The organism is Actinomadura sp. NPDC048394, from assembly GCF_040651755.1.
Classification (GTDB): domain Bacteria; phylum Actinomycetota; class Actinomycetes; order Streptosporangiales; family Streptosporangiaceae; genus Spirillospora; species Spirillospora montaniterrae.
The window spans coordinates 89,843-109,168 of the sequence record NZ_JBEZJL010000028.1 but is presented as its reverse complement, the minus strand read 5'-3'; the positions used below and the strand labels follow the sequence as shown (position 1 = coordinate 109,168).

General features: G+C 74.6%; 18 protein-coding genes. 11 read left to right on the top strand and 7 right to left on the bottom strand.

All coding sequences use genetic code 11. The features are described 5' to 3' along the window. Positions 1-48: 48 nt before the first annotated feature. Positions 49-1,581: a mycofactocin system GMC family oxidoreductase MftG gene (gene mftG, locus AB0C78_RS21970; RefSeq protein WP_360750668.1), complete on the top strand. Its 1,533-nt coding sequence runs from the start codon at positions 49-51 to the stop codon at positions 1,579-1,581. Positions 1,582-1,605: 24 nt separating this feature from the next. On the opposite strand, the gene mftR is transcribed toward mftG, so the two are convergent. Both mftR and AB0C78_RS21960 read right to left on the bottom strand, forming a co-directional pair. Beyond that, on the bottom strand, positions 1,606-2,247 hold the full coding sequence (gene mftR, locus AB0C78_RS21965; RefSeq protein ID WP_360750666.1) for a mycofactocin system transcriptional regulator: 642 nt from the start codon (positions 2,245-2,247) through the stop codon (positions 1,606-1,608). Between the two features lie 35 nt (positions 2,248-2,282). Further along, a complete protein-coding gene (locus tag AB0C78_RS21960) occupies positions 2,283-4,151 on the bottom strand; it encodes a 5'-nucleotidase C-terminal domain-containing protein (RefSeq protein ID WP_360750664.1) in 1,869 nt (622 codons plus the stop codon). 174 nt (positions 4,152-4,325) lie between these two features. Between AB0C78_RS21960 and AB0C78_RS21955 the strand changes: the two genes are divergently transcribed. From AB0C78_RS21955 to AB0C78_RS21945, 3 genes are all read left to right on the top strand, one after another. Beyond that, a complete protein-coding gene (locus AB0C78_RS21955; RefSeq protein WP_360750662.1) occupies positions 4,326-4,862 on the top strand; it encodes an isochorismatase family cysteine hydrolase in 537 nt (178 codons plus the stop codon). A 66-nt stretch (positions 4,863-4,928) separates the two neighbouring features. Beyond that, positions 4,929-5,900: a YafY family protein gene (locus tag AB0C78_RS21950; RefSeq protein WP_360750660.1), complete on the top strand. Its 972-nt coding sequence runs from the start codon at positions 4,929-4,931 to the stop codon at positions 5,898-5,900. Positions 5,901-5,947: 47 nt separating this feature from the next. Continuing rightward, positions 5,948-6,424 carry a DUF3237 domain-containing protein gene (locus AB0C78_RS21945; RefSeq protein WP_360750658.1) on the top strand — a complete coding sequence of 159 codons (477 nt, stop codon included), beginning with the start codon at positions 5,948-5,950 and terminating at the stop codon, positions 6,422-6,424. A 69-nt stretch (positions 6,425-6,493) separates the two neighbouring features. Here the strand turns inward: AB0C78_RS21945 and AB0C78_RS21940 are convergent, their stop codons facing one another. Continuing rightward, positions 6,494-6,874 (bottom strand): MerR family transcriptional regulator, encoded by a 381-nt coding sequence (locus tag AB0C78_RS21940; RefSeq protein WP_360750700.1) that lies wholly within the window; start codon positions 6,872-6,874, stop codon positions 6,494-6,496. Between the two features lie 113 nt (positions 6,875-6,987). Between AB0C78_RS21940 and AB0C78_RS21935 the strand changes: the two genes are divergently transcribed. Further along, complete coding sequence (locus tag AB0C78_RS21935) at positions 6,988-7,932, top strand: chlorophyllase (RefSeq protein WP_360750656.1); 945 nt, start codon at positions 6,988-6,990, stop codon at positions 7,930-7,932. A 43-nt stretch (positions 7,933-7,975) separates the two neighbouring features. Here the strand turns inward: AB0C78_RS21935 and AB0C78_RS21930 are convergent, their stop codons facing one another. After that, entirely contained in the window at positions 7,976-8,716 is a 741-nt protein-coding gene (locus AB0C78_RS21930; protein WP_360750654.1) for an NAD(P)H-binding protein, read from the bottom strand. Between the two features lie 83 nt (positions 8,717-8,799). Here AB0C78_RS21930 and AB0C78_RS21925 point away from each other — a divergent pair, with 83 nt between their 5' ends. Beyond that, positions 8,800-9,273 (top strand): Rrf2 family transcriptional regulator, encoded by a 474-nt coding sequence (locus tag AB0C78_RS21925; RefSeq protein WP_360750652.1) that lies wholly within the window; start codon positions 8,800-8,802, stop codon positions 9,271-9,273. 18 nt (positions 9,274-9,291) lie between these two features. Here AB0C78_RS21925 and AB0C78_RS21920 read toward each other — a convergent pair whose 3' ends face one another. The 3 genes from AB0C78_RS21920 to hemE all read right to left on the bottom strand — a co-directional run bounded on the left by AB0C78_RS21920 (position 9,292) and on the right by hemE (position 12,338). Then, positions 9,292-10,095, bottom strand: a complete 804-nt coding sequence (locus AB0C78_RS21920; protein WP_360750650.1) for a methyltransferase domain-containing protein — start codon at positions 10,093-10,095, stop codon at positions 9,292-9,294. 180 nt (positions 10,096-10,275) lie between these two features. Beyond that, positions 10,276-11,205: an oxygen-dependent coproporphyrinogen oxidase gene (hemF, locus tag AB0C78_RS21915; protein WP_360750648.1), complete on the bottom strand. Its 930-nt coding sequence runs from the start codon at positions 11,203-11,205 to the stop codon at positions 10,276-10,278. Beyond that, positions 11,202-12,338: a uroporphyrinogen decarboxylase gene (gene hemE, locus AB0C78_RS21910; RefSeq protein ID WP_360750646.1), complete on the bottom strand. Its 1,137-nt coding sequence runs from the start codon at positions 12,336-12,338 to the stop codon at positions 11,202-11,204. Before hemE ends, hemF begins: the two co-directional genes overlap by 4 nt. A gap of 240 nt (positions 12,339-12,578) precedes the next feature. Between hemE and hemA the strand changes: the two genes are divergently transcribed. The 5 genes from hemA (at position 12,579) to AB0C78_RS21885 (ending at position 19,318) form a co-directional block, all read left to right on the top strand. Continuing rightward, a complete protein-coding gene (gene hemA, locus AB0C78_RS21905) occupies positions 12,579-13,853 on the top strand; it encodes a glutamyl-tRNA reductase (protein ID WP_360750644.1) in 1,275 nt (424 codons plus the stop codon). Further along, positions 13,850-14,878 carry a hydroxymethylbilane synthase gene (gene hemC / locus AB0C78_RS21900; protein ID WP_360750642.1) on the top strand — a complete coding sequence of 343 codons (1,029 nt, stop codon included), beginning with the start codon at positions 13,850-13,852 and terminating at the stop codon, positions 14,876-14,878. Before hemA ends, hemC begins: the two co-directional genes overlap by 4 nt. A gap of 29 nt (positions 14,879-14,907) precedes the next feature. After that, positions 14,908-15,927, top strand: coding sequence for a porphobilinogen synthase (hemB, locus tag AB0C78_RS21895; protein WP_360750640.1), 1,020 nt, complete (start codon positions 14,908-14,910; stop codon positions 15,925-15,927). Then, a complete protein-coding gene (gene hemG / locus AB0C78_RS21890; protein ID WP_360750638.1) occupies positions 15,924-17,480 on the top strand; it encodes a protoporphyrinogen oxidase in 1,557 nt (518 codons plus the stop codon). The genes hemB and hemG overlap by 4 nt, the downstream gene beginning before the upstream one ends. 86 nt (positions 17,481-17,566) lie before the next feature. Further along, a complete protein-coding gene (locus tag AB0C78_RS21885) occupies positions 17,567-19,318 on the top strand; it encodes an MFS transporter (RefSeq protein WP_360750636.1) in 1,752 nt (583 codons plus the stop codon). The last annotated feature ends 8 nt before the right edge of the window (positions 19,319-19,326 follow it).

The window sequence follows — 19,326 nt, the reverse complement described above, 5'->3', positions numbered from 1 at the left end:
CGAGTGCCATAAAGGAAGGTCTCGCCCCATGATCCGCCGGAATCCCGGGTGAGCACGCCCGTCCCGCGCCGGCCCGACGTCCTCGTGGTGGGGGCGGGCGGCAGCGGGGCCGTCCTGGCGGCCCGGCTCAGCGAGGACCCCGGCTGCGAGGTGCTGCTCGCCGAGGCCGGGCCCGTCCCGCCCGCGCGCGCGGACTTCCCCGGCGGGCTGCTGGACGCCCGCCTCGTCCCCGGCGCGCAACCGGGGAACCCCGCCGTCCGGACGTTCCCGGCCCTCCTCGCGCCCGGCCTGCCCTACGCGGCGGCGCGCGGGCGGTTCCTCGGAGGGTCCACCACCGTCAACGGCGGCTACTTCGTCCGGGCGCGGCGCGAGGACTTCGACCGCTGGTCCGTCCACGGCGACCTGTGGTCCTACGACCGGGTGCTGCCCGCCATGCGGGCGCTGGAGACCGACCTCGACTTCGGCGCCACCGCCCTGCACGGCGGCGACGGCCCGGTCCCGGTCCGCCGCACCGACCTGAGCCATCCCGCCGCCGCCGCGTTCCGCGATGCCGCCCGCGCCCTCGGGCATCCCGACGATCCCGACAAGAACGCCCAGGCCGCGCCCGGTTTCGGGCCGGTGCCGTCGAACACCGTGGACGGCCGGCGGATCAACACCGGGATCGCCTACCTCCTCGGCGAGGCGGCCCGCCGCCCCAACCTCACCGTCCTCGGCGACTGCGCGGTGCGGTCCGTCGTGGTCCGCCGCGGCCGGGCGACGGGGGCCGTGCTCGACCGCGGCGGGCGGCGCACGCTGCTGGACGCGGGCGAGATCGTCCTGTGCGCCGGCTCGCTCTCCTCGCCCCACCTGCTGCACCTGTCCGGCATCGGCCCCGCCGACGACCTCGCCGCGCACGGCATCCCCGCCGTCCACGACCTGCCCGCCGTCGGCGCCGCGCTCAGCGACCATCCGCAGGTCACCGTCGAATGGACCCCGCGGCGCCCGCTGCCGCCGCCGTCCGGCACCTGGCTCGGCGGCGCCCTCCACCTGCCGTCCACCGGCGGCGCCGCGGCGGGCGACCTGGAGATCCTCCAGTCCCTCGTGCCGGTCATGGGCCTGGTCGGCGGGAAGGCGGCCGTCCCCGGCGCGCCCCTGCCCTTCCTCGTGTCCGTGCTGGCGCCCCGCACGAACGGGTCGGTCCGCACCGTCTCCGCCGACCCCGACGTCCCGCCGCGGATCGCCTACGGCTACCTGGAGACCGAGGCCGACCGGCGCCGGATGCGCGAGGCGGTGCGCGCGGCGGCCGCCGTGATCGGCGCGCTCGGCGACATCTCCGCCGGTCCCGCCGAACCCGCGCCCGGACCGCTGGACGACGACGCCCTGCTGGACGCGTGGATCCTCGCCCGGCTCGGCACGTCCCAGCACACCTGCGGGACCGTGCCGATGGGCGCCGCCGTCGACGCCCACGGCCGCGTGCACGGCCTGACCGGGCTCCGCGTCGCCGACACCTCGATCCTCCCGGACGCGCCGCTGCGCGGGCCCGCCGCCACGGCCGTCCTCATCGGCGAGGTGATCGCCGGGGCCGTCCGCGCCGGCGGCTGACGCCCGCCCGCCGGGCCATTGCGGCTATGCGGACACCGAGCCGGCGCCGTCCAGCACCGCCGAGAGGCCCGCGCTCACCTGCCGCAGCGCCTCGTCCAGCACGTCCGCCAGCACCGTCTCCTCGCCCGAGGCCAGCCAGAACTCGTACGCGGAGACGCAGGCGGACAGCACGACGTTCCCGGCGAGCCGCGGCACCAGCGCCGACACCGGCGCGCCGGTGCGCTCCGCCACGAACGCGGTGATCACCGACCGCCACGACGCGTACCGCAGCGTCGCGTCCGCCTGCAGGGTCGGCACCCCGAGGATCAGCTGCATCCGCTGCCGGTGCCACGGCACGTCCTGCGGGTCGAACCGGTTGAACTCGACCACGGCGCTGCGCACCGCGTCCATCATCGGGGCGTGCGGGTCCGCCTCGTCGAGCAGCGCCCGCAGCCTCCGCAGCTGCCCCTCGAAGTCGCCCCACACCAGGTCGTTCTTCGAGGAGAAGTAGCGGAAGAACGTCCGCCGCGCGATCCCCGCCGCCGCCGCGATGTCGTCGACGGTGGTCTCGTCGAACCCCTTGCGGGCGAACAGCTCGAACGCCAGCCGCTCCAGGACGGCCGGCGAGGTCGCGCGCGGCCTGCCCATGGCCCGCTGGGGGCCGTCCGTGCCGCCTTCCGAGGTCACGGCACCAGGGTCCCACGCACCGCGCGCGGCCGCACCTAGAAGACGGGCGTGCCGTCGCGGACCAGCCTCCAGTTCTCCACGTGGAACGTCTTCGGGTCGATCGTCCCGGCGGCGGACGCGTACGCCACGATCGCCTCCCGAATTGCGACCTGGGCGTTGTAGACCACCGGCGCCGTCGTGATGTGCGGGAAGCCCCCGCCGCCGGACTGGCGGTAGTTGTTCACCGCGACGACGAATCTCTGGTCGTCGGCGACCGCCGTCCCGTTGAAGGCGAGATTGCGGATCCGCGACCCTTCCGCCTGGGCGATGTCGATGTCGTAGGTGACGCCGGAGAACTGGTCGTAGTTGTAGTCGGGAAGGTCGTGGGCGTTCGTCCACGACGCCGGATCGACGGGATCGCCGGCCGCGACCTGCTTGTAATAGCGCGCCGAGTATTCGAGGTAGTCCTTGATCTGCGCGCCGGTCAGGACGCTGCCGAGCAGCGTGTTGTCGTAGATGTAGAGCCCCGCGATGTCCTTGATGGTGACCTGCCCGGCGGGAAAGGTCGCGCTGCGGCTGAACGGGGCCGCGATCGACACCACCGGAAGGGACGCGTATTCGGTGCCCGCCACGGCCTCGGTGACCTTCGCGGTCTGCACCGCGTTGACGTAGTCGAGGATCGCGGTGTCCTTCCAGCACGACTCCGCCGCCGACATCTCCTCGGTGGACGTCGCCACGACCTGGTTCACATAGGCGACCACGGCGTCGTGCTGCTTCTTCACCAGCCCGGCGAGCGCCGGGTCCTCCTGCACGGTGTTCGTGTTCACCGTCGTCGCCGACTTCCCGACGACCTTCCACCGCCCCCGCTCGCGCCGCAGCGTGAGGTCGAACACCGACAGCCGCTCGCCCCAGCACTTCGGCTCGCTCATCACCACCGTCTCGCCGGTCGCGTCGTTGGTGACGAACCGTTCCGGGACGTCGATGTGCGCGTGCCCGAAAAGGATCGCGTCGATTCCGGGGACCTGCTGCGCGACCATCGCGGACGCGTTCTCCACCGGAATGTCGCCCGTGTACGACGACAGTCCGCTGTCGCCCGCGTGCGCGCTGACGACCATGACGTCGACGCCCTGTGCCCGCACGATCGGCACCCATTTCTTGGCCGTCTCGACCAGGTCCAGGAAATCGAGCTTCCCGGACACGTTCGCCTTGTCCCAGATCGCGACGCCCGGATTCGTCAGCCCCAGCAGCCCCACCCGGATCGGCGGATGCCCCGGGACGTGCATCCGCTTGATGATGTACGGACGGAAAGCCGGACGGTCCGTGCCCGCGTGCACCGCGTTGGCCGCCAGCACCGGCGCGTCCATCTGGCTGATCCACTTGTTCAGGAACGGCAGCCCGTAGTTGAACTCGTGGTTGCCGAGCGCCACCGCGTCGAATCCGATGGCGTTCATCTGCGACGCCATCGGGTGCGTCTGGCCCGTCTTCGTGATGGGCTCCACGGTCGCGTAGTAGAAGCCCAGCGGGGTGCCCTGGATGGTGTCCCCGGCGTCGAAGAGCAGCGTGCGCTCCCGCCCCCGCGCGCGGCGGATCTGCTTCACCAGGCTCGACACCCGCGCGAGCCCGACCACGTTCCCCGCGCTGTCGCTGTACGCGGCGTCCTTGTAGTAGTCCCAGTTCACCGCGTGGCTGTGGATGTCGGACGTGCCCATGACGGTGATCGTCACGTCCCGTCCGGCACGCTTCGCCGGCGTCGCGGCCTCGGCCGACCCGGGCCATCCCGCGAGGGCCAGCGCGCCCGCCGCCGTCAGCCCGCCCAGCGCCTGCCGGCGGCTGAGGCCGTGCCGGTGGTCCCGGGAGTCACCGCCCGCGTCGTCCGGCACCCGACATGAACACCAGCGCGGCGCCGGGCCCTGCGGTTCGTCCATCGCACGTCCTTCCAAGGCGACCAAGTGAGACGACCCGCAACCATAAGCCCGCCGCGCCGGGCCGGGGCCGGTGAGAATCCCCGATCCTGGCGGCCGACCTTTGGCAACCCGCGTCCTTGCGCCGCGCCGCCCGGACCAGGTGTGCGACGGCTCTGGCCGGGCAGAGCACGGGCCGTGAGCACCAGTGCGCTGATCGTCGTCGACATGCTGAACCCCTACGGCCACCAGGACGCGGGCCTGCTCACCGCGAGCGTGGAACGGGTGATCGAACCGCTGCGGCGGCTGGTCGAGCGCGCGCGCGAGCGCGACGACGTGCGCCTGCTCTACGTCAACGACAACTACGGCGACTTCACCGCCGACCGGGACGACCTGGTCCGGCGGGCGCTGGACGGCGAGCGCCCCGACCTGGTCGAGCCGATCCTGCCGCCGGACGACTGCGACTTCCTGGCCAAGGTCCGCCACAGCGCCTTCTACGGGACCGCGCTGGAGTACCTGCTCTCCCGCGAGGGCGTCGAGGAGGTCATCCTCGCCGGGCAGGTCACCGAGCAGTGCGTGCTCTACAGCGCCCTGGACGCCTACGTCCGGCACTTCAAGATCAAGGTCGTCCGGGACGCGGTCGCGCACATCCACCCCGACCTCGGCTTCGCCGCGCTCCGCATGATGGACCTGAACATGCGCGCCAAGATCGTCCCGGCCGCGCAGTGCCTCTGACCCGGCGGGGCGGCGGGCGGGGGCCGGCGGGCGGGGTGGTTCCGCGGCCCGTGGAACGATGAGCGCGTGACCGTCGAGGCGACCACCGAGCGGGTCCTGCGGCTGCTGGGGCTGCTCCAGCGCCGGCCGTCCTGGACCGCCGCCGAGCTCGCCGCCGAGCTGGGCGTCACCGACCGGTCGGTGCGCCGGGACGTGGAGCGGCTGCGCGCGCTCGGCTACCCCGTCCACGCCGTTCCGGGCGCCGGCGGCGGCTACCGGCTCGGCGCGGGCACCCGGCTGCCGCCGCTGCTCCTCGACGACGCGGAGGCGATCGCGACGGCGGTGTCGCTGCGGCTCGCGGCGGGCGGCACGGTCGCCGGGGCGGGGGAGGCGGCGCTGCGCGCGCTCGCGAAGCTCGACCAGGTGATGCCGCCGCGGCTGCGCGCCGAGGTGCGGGCGGTGCACGGCGCCACCGAGACCCTCGTCGGACCCGGGGCCGTGGTCGACGCCGATGTGCTGGTGACGCTCGCGCGCGCTTGCCGCGACGCGCTGCGGGTGCGGTTCCGATACGCGGCGCGCGGCGGCGACGAGCGCGAGCGCACGGTGGAGCCGGTCCGGATGGTCGCCACAGGACGCCGCTGGTACCTGATGGCCTGGGACGTCGACCGCGACGGCTGGCGGACCTTCCGGCTGGACCGCATGCGCGAGGTGACGGCGACGACCTGGCACTTCCCGGTGAGGGAGCATCCGGACCCGGTCGACTACGTGCGGCGGTCGGTAACCGAGGCGCCCTACCGGTACCTCGCGCGGATCCGGATGCGCGCCCGTCCCGCCGAGGTGCTCGAGCTGATCCCGCCCCAGGTGGGGCGCGTCGAGGACGACCGCGACGGGTGGTGCGTGCTCGTCGTCGGCGGCGACGACCTGGACTGGCTCGCGATGCGGGTCGTCCGGCTGGGCTTCGAGGCGGAGGTCCTCGAACCGCCGGAACTGCGGGAGGCGGCGGCGCGCCTCGCCCGCCGCCTCACGGCGATGGCCCGGCCGGACGAGATGCAACATTGATGTACAACGCTGTTGTATATCGGCCGGACCCTCGCTAACCTGCCGCCATGCCCGACACCGCATCCGCCTTCGCGCCCGCCCTGACCTTCGCCTTCGAGATCCGCGCCGACCTCGCCCCGACCCTGCACGTCGGCCATGGCGACGGGGAGAAGACCGAGTTCACCCCCATCACCGGCGGCACGGTCGACGGCCCGCTGCTGCGCGGGACCGTCCTGCCGGGCGGCGGCGACTGGTCGAACACCCGGGGCGACGTCTGCCAGCTCGACGCCCGCTACCTGCTCCGGGCCGAGGACGGCGCGGTCATCGACATCGTCAACCGCGGCTACTACCACGAGGGGACCGACTGCCCGGAGCAGTTCGACGGCGACCTCCAGGTGTCCTGGCCCGGCCACTACTACCGAACGTCGCCGGTCTTCCGCACCGACGCCCCGGCGCACCGGTGGCTCGCCCGCACCGTCTTCGTCGGCCTCGCGCGCGCTCTGGAGCCCGAGGCCGTCCACATCCGCATGTACGCCCTGCTCTGACCCGCCCGCCCGACGACCGTCATGCCGCGCTTCGGTGATCCGGCCGGCCGCACGTCCTCGCGGGGGCGGTCAGGTCGGCCGGCGGGCCTGGCAGTGCACGCCCGTCCGCAGGTTCGCGGTGGCGGCGGAGATGACGGTGTCGAGCCGGTCCCGGGCGCCGGACAGGTCGCTGATCCGCCGGTCGATGCGGTCGCGCTCCGCGGCGAGCCGGTCGAGGAGTTCCGGCGTGGCCTCGCCGTCCACCACGCAGGGCAGCAGTTCGAGGATCGACCGGCTCGACAGGCCCGCGGCGTACAGCTGCTGGATCAGCCCGACGCGGTCGACCGCGGCGTCCGCGTAGTGCCGCTGCCCGCTCGGGCTGCGCTCCGCGGCGAGCAGGTCCTGCTCCTCGTAGTACCGCAGAGCGCGGACGCTCACGCCCGTCCTGGCGGCGAGCTCGCCGATGCGCATCATGCCTCCCGGTGTGACTCCGGCCACGCTACTTGCCTCTGACGTCAGCGTCAGCTTTTAGCGTAGCCGCGAACTCGCACCCCTCCGCTGAGGCGGTTGAAGAAGGAAGAGCCATGACCGCATTGGAAACGCCGGCCGCCGGCATCGGCACCGCGGCACCCGCCCCTGTCGTCTCGGTGAAGCCGGTGGTGCTTCCCGCGCCGGGCCGCGGCGAGGACCTGCGCGTGCGCGTCTCCGCGCCGGCGACCGGGACCGAACTGCCGATCATCGTGTTCTCGCACGGCTTCGGCTCATCGCTCGACGGCTACGGCCCCCTCGCCGACTACTGGGCCGCCCGCGGTTTCGCGGTGATCCAGCCCACCCACCTCGACTCGCGGACGGTCGGCCTTCCCGAGGACGACCCGCGGACGCCCCGGATCTGGCGCTTCCGCGTCGAGGACCTGAAGCGCGTCCTCGACCACCTCGACCTCCTGGAGGCCGCCCTTCCCGGTCTCGCCGGGCGCCTCGACCGCGGCCGCATCGCCGCGGCCGGGCACTCGTTCGGCGGCCAGACGGCGGGCAACCTGCTGGGCCTGCGCGTCATCGACCCCGTGACCGGCGAGGAGGAGGACCTCTCCGACTCGCGGGTCAAGGCGGGCGTCCTGCTCGCCACGGCCGGGCGCGGCGGAGCCGACCTCACCCCGTTCGCCGCCGAGCACTACCCGTTCATGAACCCGAGCTTCGCGCACATGACCACGCCCGCCCTCGTGGTCACGGGGGACCGGGACGACCTCCCGCTGACCGTCCGCGGGCCGGACTGGACGGCCGACCCCTACCACCTGAGCCCGGGCCCCAAGAGCCTGCTCACGCTGTTCGGGGCGGAGCACTCGCTCGGCGGGATCCCCGGCTACGAGGCCAGGGAGACCACGGACGAGAACCCGGAACGGCTGGCCCTCGTCCAGCGGCTCACGCTGGCCTACCTCCGCCACGCGCTCGGCATCGACGGCTCCGGCTGGCGGGCGGCGTGCGAGGCGCTGCTGGAGAGCGACGATCCGCTGGGACGGGTCGAGTCCAAGTGAGGCGCCGCGCCCGCGTCGCCCAGGCCGTCACTCAGGCCGTCGCTCAGGCCGTCGCGAGCCACTCGTCGAACGTGGTCGGCGCGATGCGGGCGCCCTCGCCGGGCAGGAGCGCGTTGCCCGCCATCTCCGGGCCGAACAGCCCCGCCCAGGTCGGCACGAGCTTCACCGTGCGGCCGCGTGCCTGGTAGGTGCGGCGGGCCATGTCGACCAGGTCCTGCGGCTCCGGCCCGGCGAGGTCGGGGCAGCGGCCCTGCGGCGCGCCCGCGGCGACCTCGGCGAGGACGGCGGCGACGTCCGCGGGCGCGACCGGCTGGACGAGCAGCGGCGGGATCGTGGCCACGCCGTCCTGCTCCGTCCAGCCGGCGAGCATCGCGGCGAAGTCGTGGAACTGGGTGGCCGGGACGATCGACCACGGCACCGGCCCGGCGGTGACCAGCCGCTCCTGCTCCCGCTTGCCGGCGTAGTGCGCGTTGCCCTCGACGCGGTCGACCCCGGCGATCGACAGCAGGACGTGGTGGCGGACCCCGGCGCGCTCCTCGGCGGCGAGCAGGTTCCGGGTGACGGCGCCGAAGAAGGCCACCGTCTCCGCCGGGTCGGCGGCCGTCGCGTTCGTGGCGTCGACGACGGCGTCGACGCCGGTCAGGGCCGCGTCGAGCCCCTCGCCGGTGACGAGGTCGACGCCGAGCGAGCGGCTGATGCGCACGACGTCGTGCCCGGCCTTCTGGAGGGCGGTGACGGTGAGCGCCCCGATGTTCCCTGTCGCACCCGCAACGGCGATCCGCATGGTGATCTCTCCTCGTCTCTGGACCGGGCACGACTCTATCTCGGACTAAACGGATCCGCAATGTCTCCGATAGGATCGGGGCCATGAAGCTGCCCGTGAGCACCGAATGGCTCCTGCACTGCGCCACGACGCTGGCCCAGCTCGACCCGGGCGCCACCGCGTCGGCGGCCCAGCTCGCGCAGTACTACGACCTCCCCGCGCCCTACCTGGCCAAACAGCTCCAGGCGCTGGTGCGCGGCGGCGTCCTCGCGGCGACCACGGGCCCCCGGGGCGGGTTCCGGCTCGGCCGTCCCGCCGCCGAGATCACGCTGCTGCAGATCGTCGAGGCGGTCGACGGCGGGGCCTCGCCCTACGAGTGCCGCGAGATCCGGCAGCAGGGCCGCGGTGCGCTGCGTCCCGAGGACTGCCGGGAGACCTGCGTCCTCGCCGCGAAGATGGCCGAGGCGCACGAGGCGTGGCGGAGCAGCCTCGCCGCCACCTCGCTCGCCGACGTCCTCGCCACCCTGCCGGCGACCGCTCCCGAACGGACCCGCCGGCGCATGGCGGGCACGGCCTAGGGCGACCGCAGCGCGGTGTCAGCCGGGACGGCGGGCGGTGATGATCCAGGCGCGGGAGTCGAACCGGACGCCGTCACCGGACAGATGGGCGTGGAGCGTTTCGCGCAGGCGCTCGACCGCACGCGCCGCGGCGGCGGAGTCCAGCCGCTCCAGTGCCTCCCTGGTGGATGTGAAGCCGCGGACCCAGCCGAGGGCGGCGGCGACGTCCGGACCGTAATAGACCGGCTCCTGCACGTCGGTGAAGGCGATGTCGGCGAACCCCGCCTCGTCCAGGATCCGCGTCACGGCCGGCGGGTCGTCGAGCGAGAACGGATCCGGTCCCTCGGCGGCGGGCGGCGGCGCGTCGGATCCCGCGAGCGCTTCGCGGATGGCGACGTCCCATTCGTTGCGCTCGGCGGACTGCCAGACCATCATCACCAGGCGCCCGTCCGGGCGCAGCGCCCGCCCGACGTTGGCGAAGGCGGCGCCCGGGTCGGCGAAGAACATGGTGCCGAACCTGCTGGTCACCAGGTCGAAACGCGCCTCCGGAAAGCGGTGGCGCTGCGCGTCCCCCTGCTCGAAGGCGACGTTCCCGAGCCCGTCCGCCCGGGCCAGCTCGCGGGCGCGCTCGATGGCGGGCGCGGAGACGTCGACCCCGAGCGCGCCGCCCGCGCGGGCCGTGCGCGCGGCGTCCCGGGTCGTCCGCCCGGTGCCGCATCCGATGTCGAGGACGTGGTCGTGGAGCCCGACACCCCAGGCCCGGCGCAGCACCTCGTGATGCCGCCGCAGTTCGGCGTCGTAGCCGACGGGGTCGAGCGCCTGCTCACCGGAGGAATGTCGCACCACTGCCCCTTGACCGCGGTCGGAGGATCGCCGGAACGCCGCAGGAACCGGCCCTGCGTGCCGTCGGTAGGACCCTTTCAAGTGTGAGCCGAGGCGGCAAGGACGCTCCTCGCGTTGGCCGGCCGCGGCCGTTTCCGGGGGCGGAGCGCCGGGAGATGGCGGCCGTCGCGGTCGGGGCCGTCAGCGTGCGGGCAGCAGCGGCGAAGGCTCGTGGGCCGCCCAGTCGCGCGGCTGGAGGAACCGCGCCACGTCGCTCTCCGGGCTGCCCGGCTCCGGCGTGATGTCGAAGCCCCAGCGGGCCAGCGGCGGCATCGACATCAGGACGGCCTCGATGTTGGCGTTGGTCTGCAGGCCGAACAGCGTGCCGCGGTCGTAGACGAGGTTGAACTCCGCGTACCGGCCGCGCCGGGCCAGCTGCCAGTCGCGCTCCCGGTCGCCGTACGGCATCGGGGAGCGGCGCGCGACGATCGGCTGGTAGGCGTCGAGGATCGCGCCGAGACCGTCCTCGACGAAGGCGCCGTACGACGCGGGGGGCCGCGGAGCGTCGGCGGTGATCCGGTCGAAGAAGACCCCGCCTATTCCGCGCATCTCCTTACGGTGCTTGATGTAGAAGTACTCGTCGCACGTCGCCTTCCACTCTTCGTAAGAGGCGATCTCGTGCCGCCCGCACCACTCCTTGATGGTGCGGTGGAAATGGACGGCGTCCTCGTCGAACCCGTACATCGGGGTGAGGTCCATTCCGCCGCCGAACCACCATTCGCCGCCGTCGATCTCGAAGTAGCGGAAATTGGCGTGGAAGGACGGCGCGTACGGGTTCAGCGGATGCAGCACCATCGAGATGCCGGTCGCGCGGAACCCCCGGTCGGCCAGCTGGGGCCGGGTCCGGCTGACGGCCGAGGGGACCCTGTCGCCCGCGACCAGCGAGACGTTCACACCCGCCCGCTCGAAGACCCGGCCGCCCTCCAGGATCCGCGCGCGGCCGCCGCCGAGGCCGTCGCGGGTCCACCGCGCCGTCCGGAAGCGGGCCCCGCCGTCCTGGTCCTCGAACGCGGCGACCAGGCGGTCCTGGTGCCGCCGGAGCATCTCGGTGACGGACTCGGCGTGACTCATGCCGCGGCCTCCTCGCGGGGGGTCTGGTGAACCAGGTCGACGAGACGGGCCACGTTGTCCGGCGGCGTGCCCTGCAGGACGCCGTGGCCGAGGTTGAAGACGTGCGCGCCGCCCGCCCCGGCCCTGATCACCTCGCGTGCCGCGGCGAGCATCGTGCCGGCGTCGGCCAGCATGACCGTCGGGTCCAGATTCCCCTGCAGCGCCTTGTCCGGCAAGGCCGCGCGGGCGGCGTCCAGCGGCTGCCGCCAGTCGACGCTGATGACCTCGGCGGGGAGCCGGGCGATCTGCGGGTAGAGGTGCGCGGCGCCGACCGCGAGGTAGATGCGCGGCACGCCGGTGCCGGCGAGCGCGTCGAGGACCCGCCGCGCGTAGGGCATCCCGAAGGTCGCGTAGGCGTTGCGGCCGTGGACGCCGGCCCAGCTGTCGAACAGCTGCACGGCCCGGGCGCCCGCGTCGATCTGCGTGCGCAGGTAGGCGGCGGTGACGTCGGCGAGCTTGTCGAGCAGGGCGTGCGCGAGGCGCGGCTCGCGGTGCAGCCACGCCCGGAAGTCCGCGTAGTCCACCGACCCGGTCCCCTGGACGGCGTAGCCCGCCACGGTCAGGGGAGCGCCGGCGAACCCGATGACCGGGACGGCGGCCTCGGCGCGGGCGATGCCGATCGCCTCGGCGACGAACGGCGCGATCTCGCCGCCGTCCGGCACCCGGAGCGCGGCGACGTCGGCGGCGGTCCGCACCGGGTTCCGGATGACCGGCCCCGGCGCGAAGTCGACGGGCACGCCCATCGGCGGCAGCGGCGTCATGATGTCGCTGAACACGATCGCGGCGTCGAGCGGGAACCGCCGCAGCGGCTGCAGCGTCACCTCCGCCGCGATCTCGGGCGTGCGGCACATCTCCCAGAACGAGTACCGCTCCTTCAGCTCCCGGTACTCCGGCAGGTAGCGGCCGGCCTGGCGCATCAGCCAGACCGGTGCGCGCGACGTGGACGCGCCGCGCGCCGCCTCCAGGAACACGCTCGGCGTGCCGGTGCTCGGCGTGCCGGTGCTTCGCATGCCGGTGCTTCGCGTGCCGGTGCTCGCCGCGGGCTCCGCCGCTCCGGCCGGGGCGGGCCCGCCGGTCTCTTCGGTCGTGGTCACCCGGTCCTCCAAGAATTCCGCCATCGAGTGGGACGCCCGCCGGACGCTAACAAACCGGCCGGAGGTGAATCCACGGCCGTTCCGCATTACCGCACTTAATGCGTTCTAGTGCGGTGCGCGCGGGCCACTACCGCGGATGCCTGGACGGATTTTCCGGGCCTTGCCTACGCTCACGTCATTCTTCCCCGCGGTACAGAATTCCCGTCGATTCCGCACCCTGTGAGGTTGAGCTTTCCCGTGATGCACATACACAACGTCGGGCTGGACCACCGCAGCGCGCCGATCGGGCTGCTCGAACGGCTCGCGGTGCCGCCCGGCCGGACGCAGGAGGCCCTCGAACGGCTCACCGGCCACCCGGCCGTCGAGGAGGCGGTGCTGCTGGCGACGTGCAACCGTCTCGAGGCGTTCGTCGCGACCGAGCGGCACAGCGAGGCGACGTGCCACGTGGTGGAGGCGTTCGCCGGGCTGGCCGGCGTCCCCGAGCACGACGTCTGGGGGTCCGTCGCGATCCGCCGCGAGACCGAGGCGGTGGCGCACCTGTTCCGCGTCGCCTGCGGGCTGGAGTCGATGGCGGTCGGCGAGGAGCAGATCGTCGCGCAGGTGCGGGCCGCGCTGCGCGCCGCGCAGGACGCCGGGACCAGCGGCGCCGTCCTGACGGAGCTGATGGAGAACGCGCTGCGGGTGAGCAAGCGCGCCCGCACCGAGACGCGCGTCGGCCAGGCCGGGGTCTCCCTCGTCCACGCCGCGCTGGACGCGGCGGACGACGTCCTCGGCGGCCTGCGCGGGCGCACCGCCCTGCTCATCGGCACCGGAACGATCGGCTCGCTCGCCGCCCGGCTCCTCCGCGACAAGGGCGCGGGCGAGATCCACGTCACGAGCCGGACCCACGCCAAGGCGGTCCGGATCGCCGCTGAGGTGGGCGGTGCGGCCGTCACCGCCGACGGCTGGCCCGCCGTCCTGGAGCGGTGCGACCTCGTCGTCTCCTCCACCGGGGCGCAAGGGCACGTGCTGGACGCCGAACGCATGCGGGTGGCGCGCAAGGAGACCGGGCACGCCCCGCTCGTCGCGCTCGACCTGGCGATGCCCCGCGACATCGACCCGCTGTGCGGCGACGTCGACGGCGTGACGCTGGTGGACATCGAGCGGCTCGGCCGGCTGCTGGCCCGGCGGGGACGGCCCGACGACGTCGGCCGGGCCGGCGGCATCGTGACCGAGCAGGCCGCGGCGTTCCTGGCCCGGCGCATGGAGTCCACCGTGAAACCGCTCATCGTCGCGCTGCGGTCGCGGGCCGGCGAGGTCGTCGACCAGGAGCTGGCCCGGCTCGCCGGCCGGCTGCCCGGCCTCGGCGAGAGCGAGCGCGCGGAGACCGTCGCGGCGGTCGACCGCATCGTCGGCAAGCTCCTGCACACCCCCATCGTGCGGGCGAAGGAGCTCGCCGGGACGCCCGACGGCCGCCTGTACCTGGAGGCGCTCACCCGCCTCTTCGATCTCGACGTGAGCGAGGCGAACGCATGACGACCAACCACCACCGCGCCGACCCCGGTACGCCGCTGCTGCTGGGCACGCGCAAGAGCAAGCTCGCGGTGGCCCAGGCGAGCTGGGCGGCCCGCAGGATCACCGCGGCCACCGGCAGGTCCGTCAACCTGGTCCTGCTCTCCAGCGAGGGGGACGAGAGCGACGCCCCGATCGAGCGGTTCGGGTCCACCGGCGTGTTCGTCACCGCCCTGCGCAAGGCGCTGCTGGCCGGGAAGGTCGACTTCGTCGTCCACTCCTTCAAGGACCTGCCCACCGCGCCCGAGGCGGGACTTCGGCTCGCGGCCGTTCCCGTGCGGGAGGACCCCCGCGACGCGCTCGCCGCGTCGGCGGGGCCGCCCGCGTCGCTCGGCGCGCTGCCGCCGGGTGCCCGGGTCGGCACGGGGTCGCCGCGCCGCGCCGCCCAGATCAGGGCCCGTGCCCCGTACGTGACGGTGGTCCCGCTGCGCGGCAACGTCGACAGCCGGCTCGCCCGCACCGAGACCGGGGAACTGGACGCGGTCGTCCTGGCCATGGCGGGGCTGTCGCGGCTCGGCCGCCTGAACGCCGTCGCCGCGCCCCTGGAGCCCGGCATCGTGATGCCCGCGCCGAGCCAGGGCGCGCTGGCGCTCGAGTGCCGGGCCGACGACGCGCCGACCGCCGCGGCCCTCCGCGCCGTCGACGACGCGCCGTCGCGGCTCGCGGTCACCGCCGAGCGCGCCTTCCTCGCGGGCCTGGACGCCGGTTGCACCTCGCCGGTCGGCGCCCTCGCCGTCCCGGACGGCGAGGGCGGCGCCCTCCGGCTGGACGGGCTCGTCGCCGTCCCCGACGGCTCGTCCGTCCTGCGCCGGTCCGCGAACGGGCCCGCCGCGACGCCCGCCGAGGCGGCCGCCCTGGGCCGGCGGCTCGCCCGCACGCTCCTGGCCGACGGCGGAGCGGACGTCCTCGCCGCGCAGCCGCAGGCCACGGGAGGCGCGGACCCGCGCTCCCGCCCCGTCCACCCGTCCCAGCCCATCGGTCACGGCTGAGCACCCGCGACGCCCTGTTGGAGGATCACATGCCCGACACAACGCCACCACGCCCGCAGCCGCCACGCCCGCAGCCGCCGCGCCCGGTCGTGCGACCGCGCCGGCTGCGCCGCACCCCGTCCCTGCGGCGGATGGTCGCCGAGACGCGGGTGCCGCCGGCCTCCCTCGTCCTGCCCATGTTCGTCAAGGAGGGCATCACCGAGCCCGTCCCCGTCCCGTCGATGCCGGGCGTCCTGCAGCACACCCGCGACTCGCTGCGCAAGGCCGCGCGCGAGGCGGTCGAGGCCGGGGTCGGCGGGCTCATGCTGTTCGCCGTCCCCGAGCGCAAGGACCCGCTCGGGCTCGCCGCGACCGACCCCGAAGGGATCCTCAACGTCGCGGTCGCGGACCTCGCCGCCGAGGTCGGCGACGCGACGACCGTGATGGCCGACCTCTGCCTGGACGAGTTCACCGACCACGGGCACTGCGGCGTGCTCGCCGCGGACGGGACCGTCGACAACGACGCCACCCTGGACCGGTACGGGCGGATGGCCGTGGCCCTCGCCGACGCCGGGACGGACGTCGTCGGACCCAGCGGCATGATGGACGGCCAGGTCGCCGCGATCCGCGGCGCGCTCGACGCGGCCGGGCACACCGGCGTCGCCGTCCTCGCGTACGCGGCCAAGTACGCGTCGGCGTTCTACGGGCCGTTCCGGGACGCCGTCGACTCCTCGCTCACCGGCGACCGCCGCACCTACCAGATGGACCCGGCCAACGGCGGCGAGGCGATGCGCGAGGTCCGCCTCGACGTCGCGGAGGGCGCCGACATCGTCATGGTCAAGCCCGCGATGTCGTACCTGGACATCGTCCGCCGGACCGCCGAGGCCGTGGACGTCCCCGTCGCCGCCTACCAGGTGTCGGGGGAGTACTCGATGGTCGAGGCCGCAGCGGCGCGGGGCTGGATCGAGCGCGACCGGGCCGTCGCCGAGACGCTGACCTCGATCCGCCGGGCGGGCGCCTCGATCATCCTCACCTACTGGGCCGTCGACGCCGCCAGGGGGCTGCTGTGACGAACAAGGAAGCACCGGTCAAGGAAGCACCGCTCAAGGACGCTCAGGTCGCGGGGGCGCAGGTCACGGAGGCGCCGAACGGGGACCACGACGTCGTCGTCATCGGCGGCGGCATCACCGGCCTCACCGCCGCGTTCCAGATCAGGCAGCAGTCCCCGGGCAGCTCGGTGGTCGTGCTGGAGGGATCGGAGCGCGTCGGCGGGATCGTCGGCTCCCGCCACGAGCGCGGCTTCACCGTCGACACCGGCCCGCACGGCTTCGTGGTGTACGGGCCGGGCGGGGTCGGCGACCTCGCGCACGAGCTCGACCTCGGCGAGGAGCTGATGCTCGCGACCGGCGAGGCCGAGAGGCTGCTGCTCCTGCGCGACGACGAGGAGCTGCTCACCCTCCCGACGACGCCCCGGGAGTTCCTGCGCAGCCCGCTGCTGTCGATGCGGGGGAAGCTGCGCATCGCGATGGAGCCGTTCATCGCCAAGGATCTGCACGAGGAGCCCGTCTTCGAGTTCACCGCGCGGCGCTTCGGCTGGGAGCTGGCGCGGACGCTGGCCGTCCCCGCCGTCCTCGGCGTCACCGGGGGAGACTCGCGGCGGCTGAGCATCGACGCGAAGTTCCCCTACGTCCGGTACCTGGAGGAGCGGTACGGCAGCATCCTGCTCGGCGCGCTGCGCGTGCAGCTCCGCGGCACCCAGAAGGGCCGGTTCTACGTGCCCCGGCTGCCGAGGTTCGGCGAGTTCGGGATGCGGCTGCACACCTTCCGCGGCCACGGCATGCAGCGGCTGATCGACGCGCTGGAGAAGGCCCTCGCCGACCAGATCCGGCTCGGCTGCCGGGCCGCCGCGATCGAGCGCGCCACCGAGACCGCCCGGCACGCGGACGGCCGGCACGCGGACGGCCGAAACGTGGCTGGCGGGCGGCGCGGCTGGCGGGTCGTCCTCGACGACGGGCGGGTCCTGACGGCCGGCCACGTCGTGCTGGCGCTCCCCGCCCACCTCGCGGCGGGCCTGCTGGAGCCGCACCTTCCGGACGCCGCGGCGGCGCTGGCCGCGATCCCGCATCCCGACGTGCGGGTCGTCGCGCTCGGCTACCGGCGCGCGGACGTGAAGAGGGAACCGAAGGGCATCGGCTTCCTGACGATCCCGACGGAGCGGACGCGGATCCTCGCCAGCATCCACACCTCCACCATCTTCCCCGAGCAGGCCCCCGACGACATGGTCCTCATCCGCACGCTCGCCGGCGGCATGCAGGACCCGGCGTTCTCCTCGCTCTCCCGCGAGGAGGCCGTCCGCAACGTGCACCGCGACCTCGTCCACATCTTCGGCGTCCGCGGCGAGCCCGTGTTCGCCTTCGACCATCTGTGGCGGCGCGCCATCCCGGAGTACCCCGTCGGGCACCGGCACCGGATCGACGGCGTGCTCGCCGCGGCGGCCGGGCTCGGCGGCCTGCACCTCGCGGGCAACGCCTACCACGGCGTCGGCATCAACGACTGCGTCCGCGACGCCCGCCGGGTCGCCGCCGACGTCGTCTCCGGACTGCCCGCCGGCCGCCCCGCCTGACCGTCCCGGCGCCCCGCCGCTTGACCGTTCCGGCATCTCGCCGGACCGCCGCGTCGCGGCGGCCGCATCCCGACCCGGAGGCTCACATGTCCGGTGACGTCCTATACGGCGGTCGCCGCGCGCCGGCCGCGCGCCCGCCGCGCGCGGCCCTGCGCCGCCGGCTGTGCCTGGCCACGCTCAGCGTCGGCGTCTCGCTGATCATGGTGGACGGCACGATCGTCAACGTCGCGCTGCCCACGATCATCGGCCGGCTCGGCATCGCCTCGACCGACGCCGAATGGGTCAACGCCGGGTACATGCTGGTGTTCGCGGCGCTGCTGCTGCCGGCCGGCCGGATCGGCGACGTGCTCGGGCACCGCGGGCTGTTCGCCCTCGGTGTCGCGGTCTTCGGCGCGGCGAGCGCGGTCGCGGGGCAGGCCCACGGCGCCGCCGGGCTGCTGCTCGGCCGGGTGCTGCAGGGCGCCGGGGCGGCGATGATCCTCCCGGCGACCCTCGCGGTCGTCAACACCGCGTTCCGGGGCCGGGACCGGGCGATGGCGTTCGCCGTGTGGGGGTCGGTGATCGGCGGGACGGTGGCGATCGGCCCGGTCCTCGGCGGCTGGCTGACGAGCGCGCACTCCTGGCGCTGGATCTTCGCGATCAACGTCCCGCTCGGGCTGCTGGTGCTGCTCGGCATCGCGCTGTGGGTGCCGGAGGCCCGCGACCCGCGCGCGACGCTGCGGACCGGCGCCGCCGGCACGCTCGCCGCGAGCACCGGGTGCGCGGCGTTCGTCTTCGTCCTCATCGAAGGGCAGCGGTACGGCTGGTGGACGCCGACGAGGACGTTCCACGCCGGCCCCCTGGACTGGCCGTTCTCCGCCGTGTCGCCGATCCCGCCCGCCGCCGTGCTCGGCGCTCTCTGCCTCCTGCTGTTCGCCGTGACGACCGCGCGGCGCCGCGGGCGCGGCGAACCCGTCCTGCTGGACGTGACGCTGTTCGCCGTCCCGAGCTTCCGGATCGGCAACATCGCGATCGCCATCGTCGGGCTCGCGGAGTTCGGCCTCGTCTTCGTCCTGCCGCTGTACCTGCAGGGCGCGCTCGGCGCCGGCGCGCTGCGCGCCGGGCTCGTCGTGCTCGCCCTCGCGGTCGGGGCGCTGGTGGCGGGACCGGGCGCCGGGATCCTCACGCAGCGGTACGGCCCGCGCCGCGTCGTCGTCGCGGGCCTGGCGCTGGAGACGGCCGGCATCGCCGCGGCCGGCGCGGTGATGGGGCCGGCGGCGAGTCCGTGGTGGCTCGTCGGGCCGCTGCTGGTGTACGGCGTCGGCGTCGGGCTGGCGAGCGCGCAGCTGTCGAACGTCGTGCTCGCGGACGTGCCCGTCGAACGCTCGGGGCAGGCGTCCGGCGCGCAGAACACCACCCGCCTGCTGGGGTCGGCGCTCGGCATCGCCGTGCTCGGCACCGTCCTCGTCACCGCGCTGGGCACCGGCCTGGACCACCGCCTCGACGGGACGGGCCCGCCGCCCGGCACCACCCGTGCGGAGCTGGCGGCGTCGGTCCGCGACAGCCTCGGCGCGAACATCCCCGGCCTGCGCGAGCGGCCGGAGACGGCCGCGGCGGGCACGGCGGCGCGCGACGCCCTCGCCTCCGCCGCGCGGACGGTCACCTTCCTGACCGCCGCCGTCATGCTCGCCGGCCTCGGCCTGGGACTGCGGCTTCCCCGCGACGCCGGAACGCGCCGCCCGCCCGCGCCCGCCGCACCGCCGGCGCCCGCGCCCGCCGCGCCGCCGGCACCGGCTCCGCCGCCCGCGCCCGCCCAGCCGGCCGCACCCCGCAACGACCCCGTGGAAGACAGCGACTGATCGCCTCC

Coding starts and splice junctions, on each gene's coding strand:
- AB0C78_RS21960 (WP_360750664.1), bottom strand. CDS start 4,151: ATGGACGAACCGCAGGGCCCGGCGCCGCGCTGGTGTTCATGTCGGGTG.
- AB0C78_RS21945 (WP_360750658.1), top strand. CDS start 5,948: ATGCCCGACACCGCATCCGCCTTCGCGCCCGCCCTGACCTTCGCCTTC.
- AB0C78_RS21940 (WP_360750700.1), bottom strand. CDS start 6,874: ATGCGCATCGGCGAGCTCGCCGCCAGGACGGGCGTGAGCGTCCGCGCT.
- AB0C78_RS21935 (WP_360750656.1), top strand. CDS start 6,988: ATGACCGCATTGGAAACGCCGGCCGCCGGCATCGGCACCGCGGCACCC.
- AB0C78_RS21930 (WP_360750654.1), bottom strand. CDS start 8,716: ATGCGGATCGCCGTTGCGGGTGCGACAGGGAACATCGGGGCGCTCACC.
- AB0C78_RS21925 (WP_360750652.1), top strand. CDS start 8,800: ATGAAGCTGCCCGTGAGCACCGAATGGCTCCTGCACTGCGCCACGACG.
- hemF (WP_360750648.1), bottom strand. CDS start 11,205: ATGAGTCACGCCGAGTCCGTCACCGAGATGCTCCGGCGGCACCAGGAC.
- hemA (WP_360750644.1), top strand. CDS start 12,579: ATGCACATACACAACGTCGGGCTGGACCACCGCAGCGCGCCGATCGGG.
- hemC (WP_360750642.1), top strand. CDS start 13,850: ATGACGACCAACCACCACCGCGCCGACCCCGGTACGCCGCTGCTGCTG.
- hemB (WP_360750640.1), top strand. CDS start 14,908: ATGCCCGACACAACGCCACCACGCCCGCAGCCGCCACGCCCGCAGCCG.
- AB0C78_RS21885 (WP_360750636.1), top strand. CDS start 17,567: ATGTCCGGTGACGTCCTATACGGCGGTCGCCGCGCGCCGGCCGCGCGC.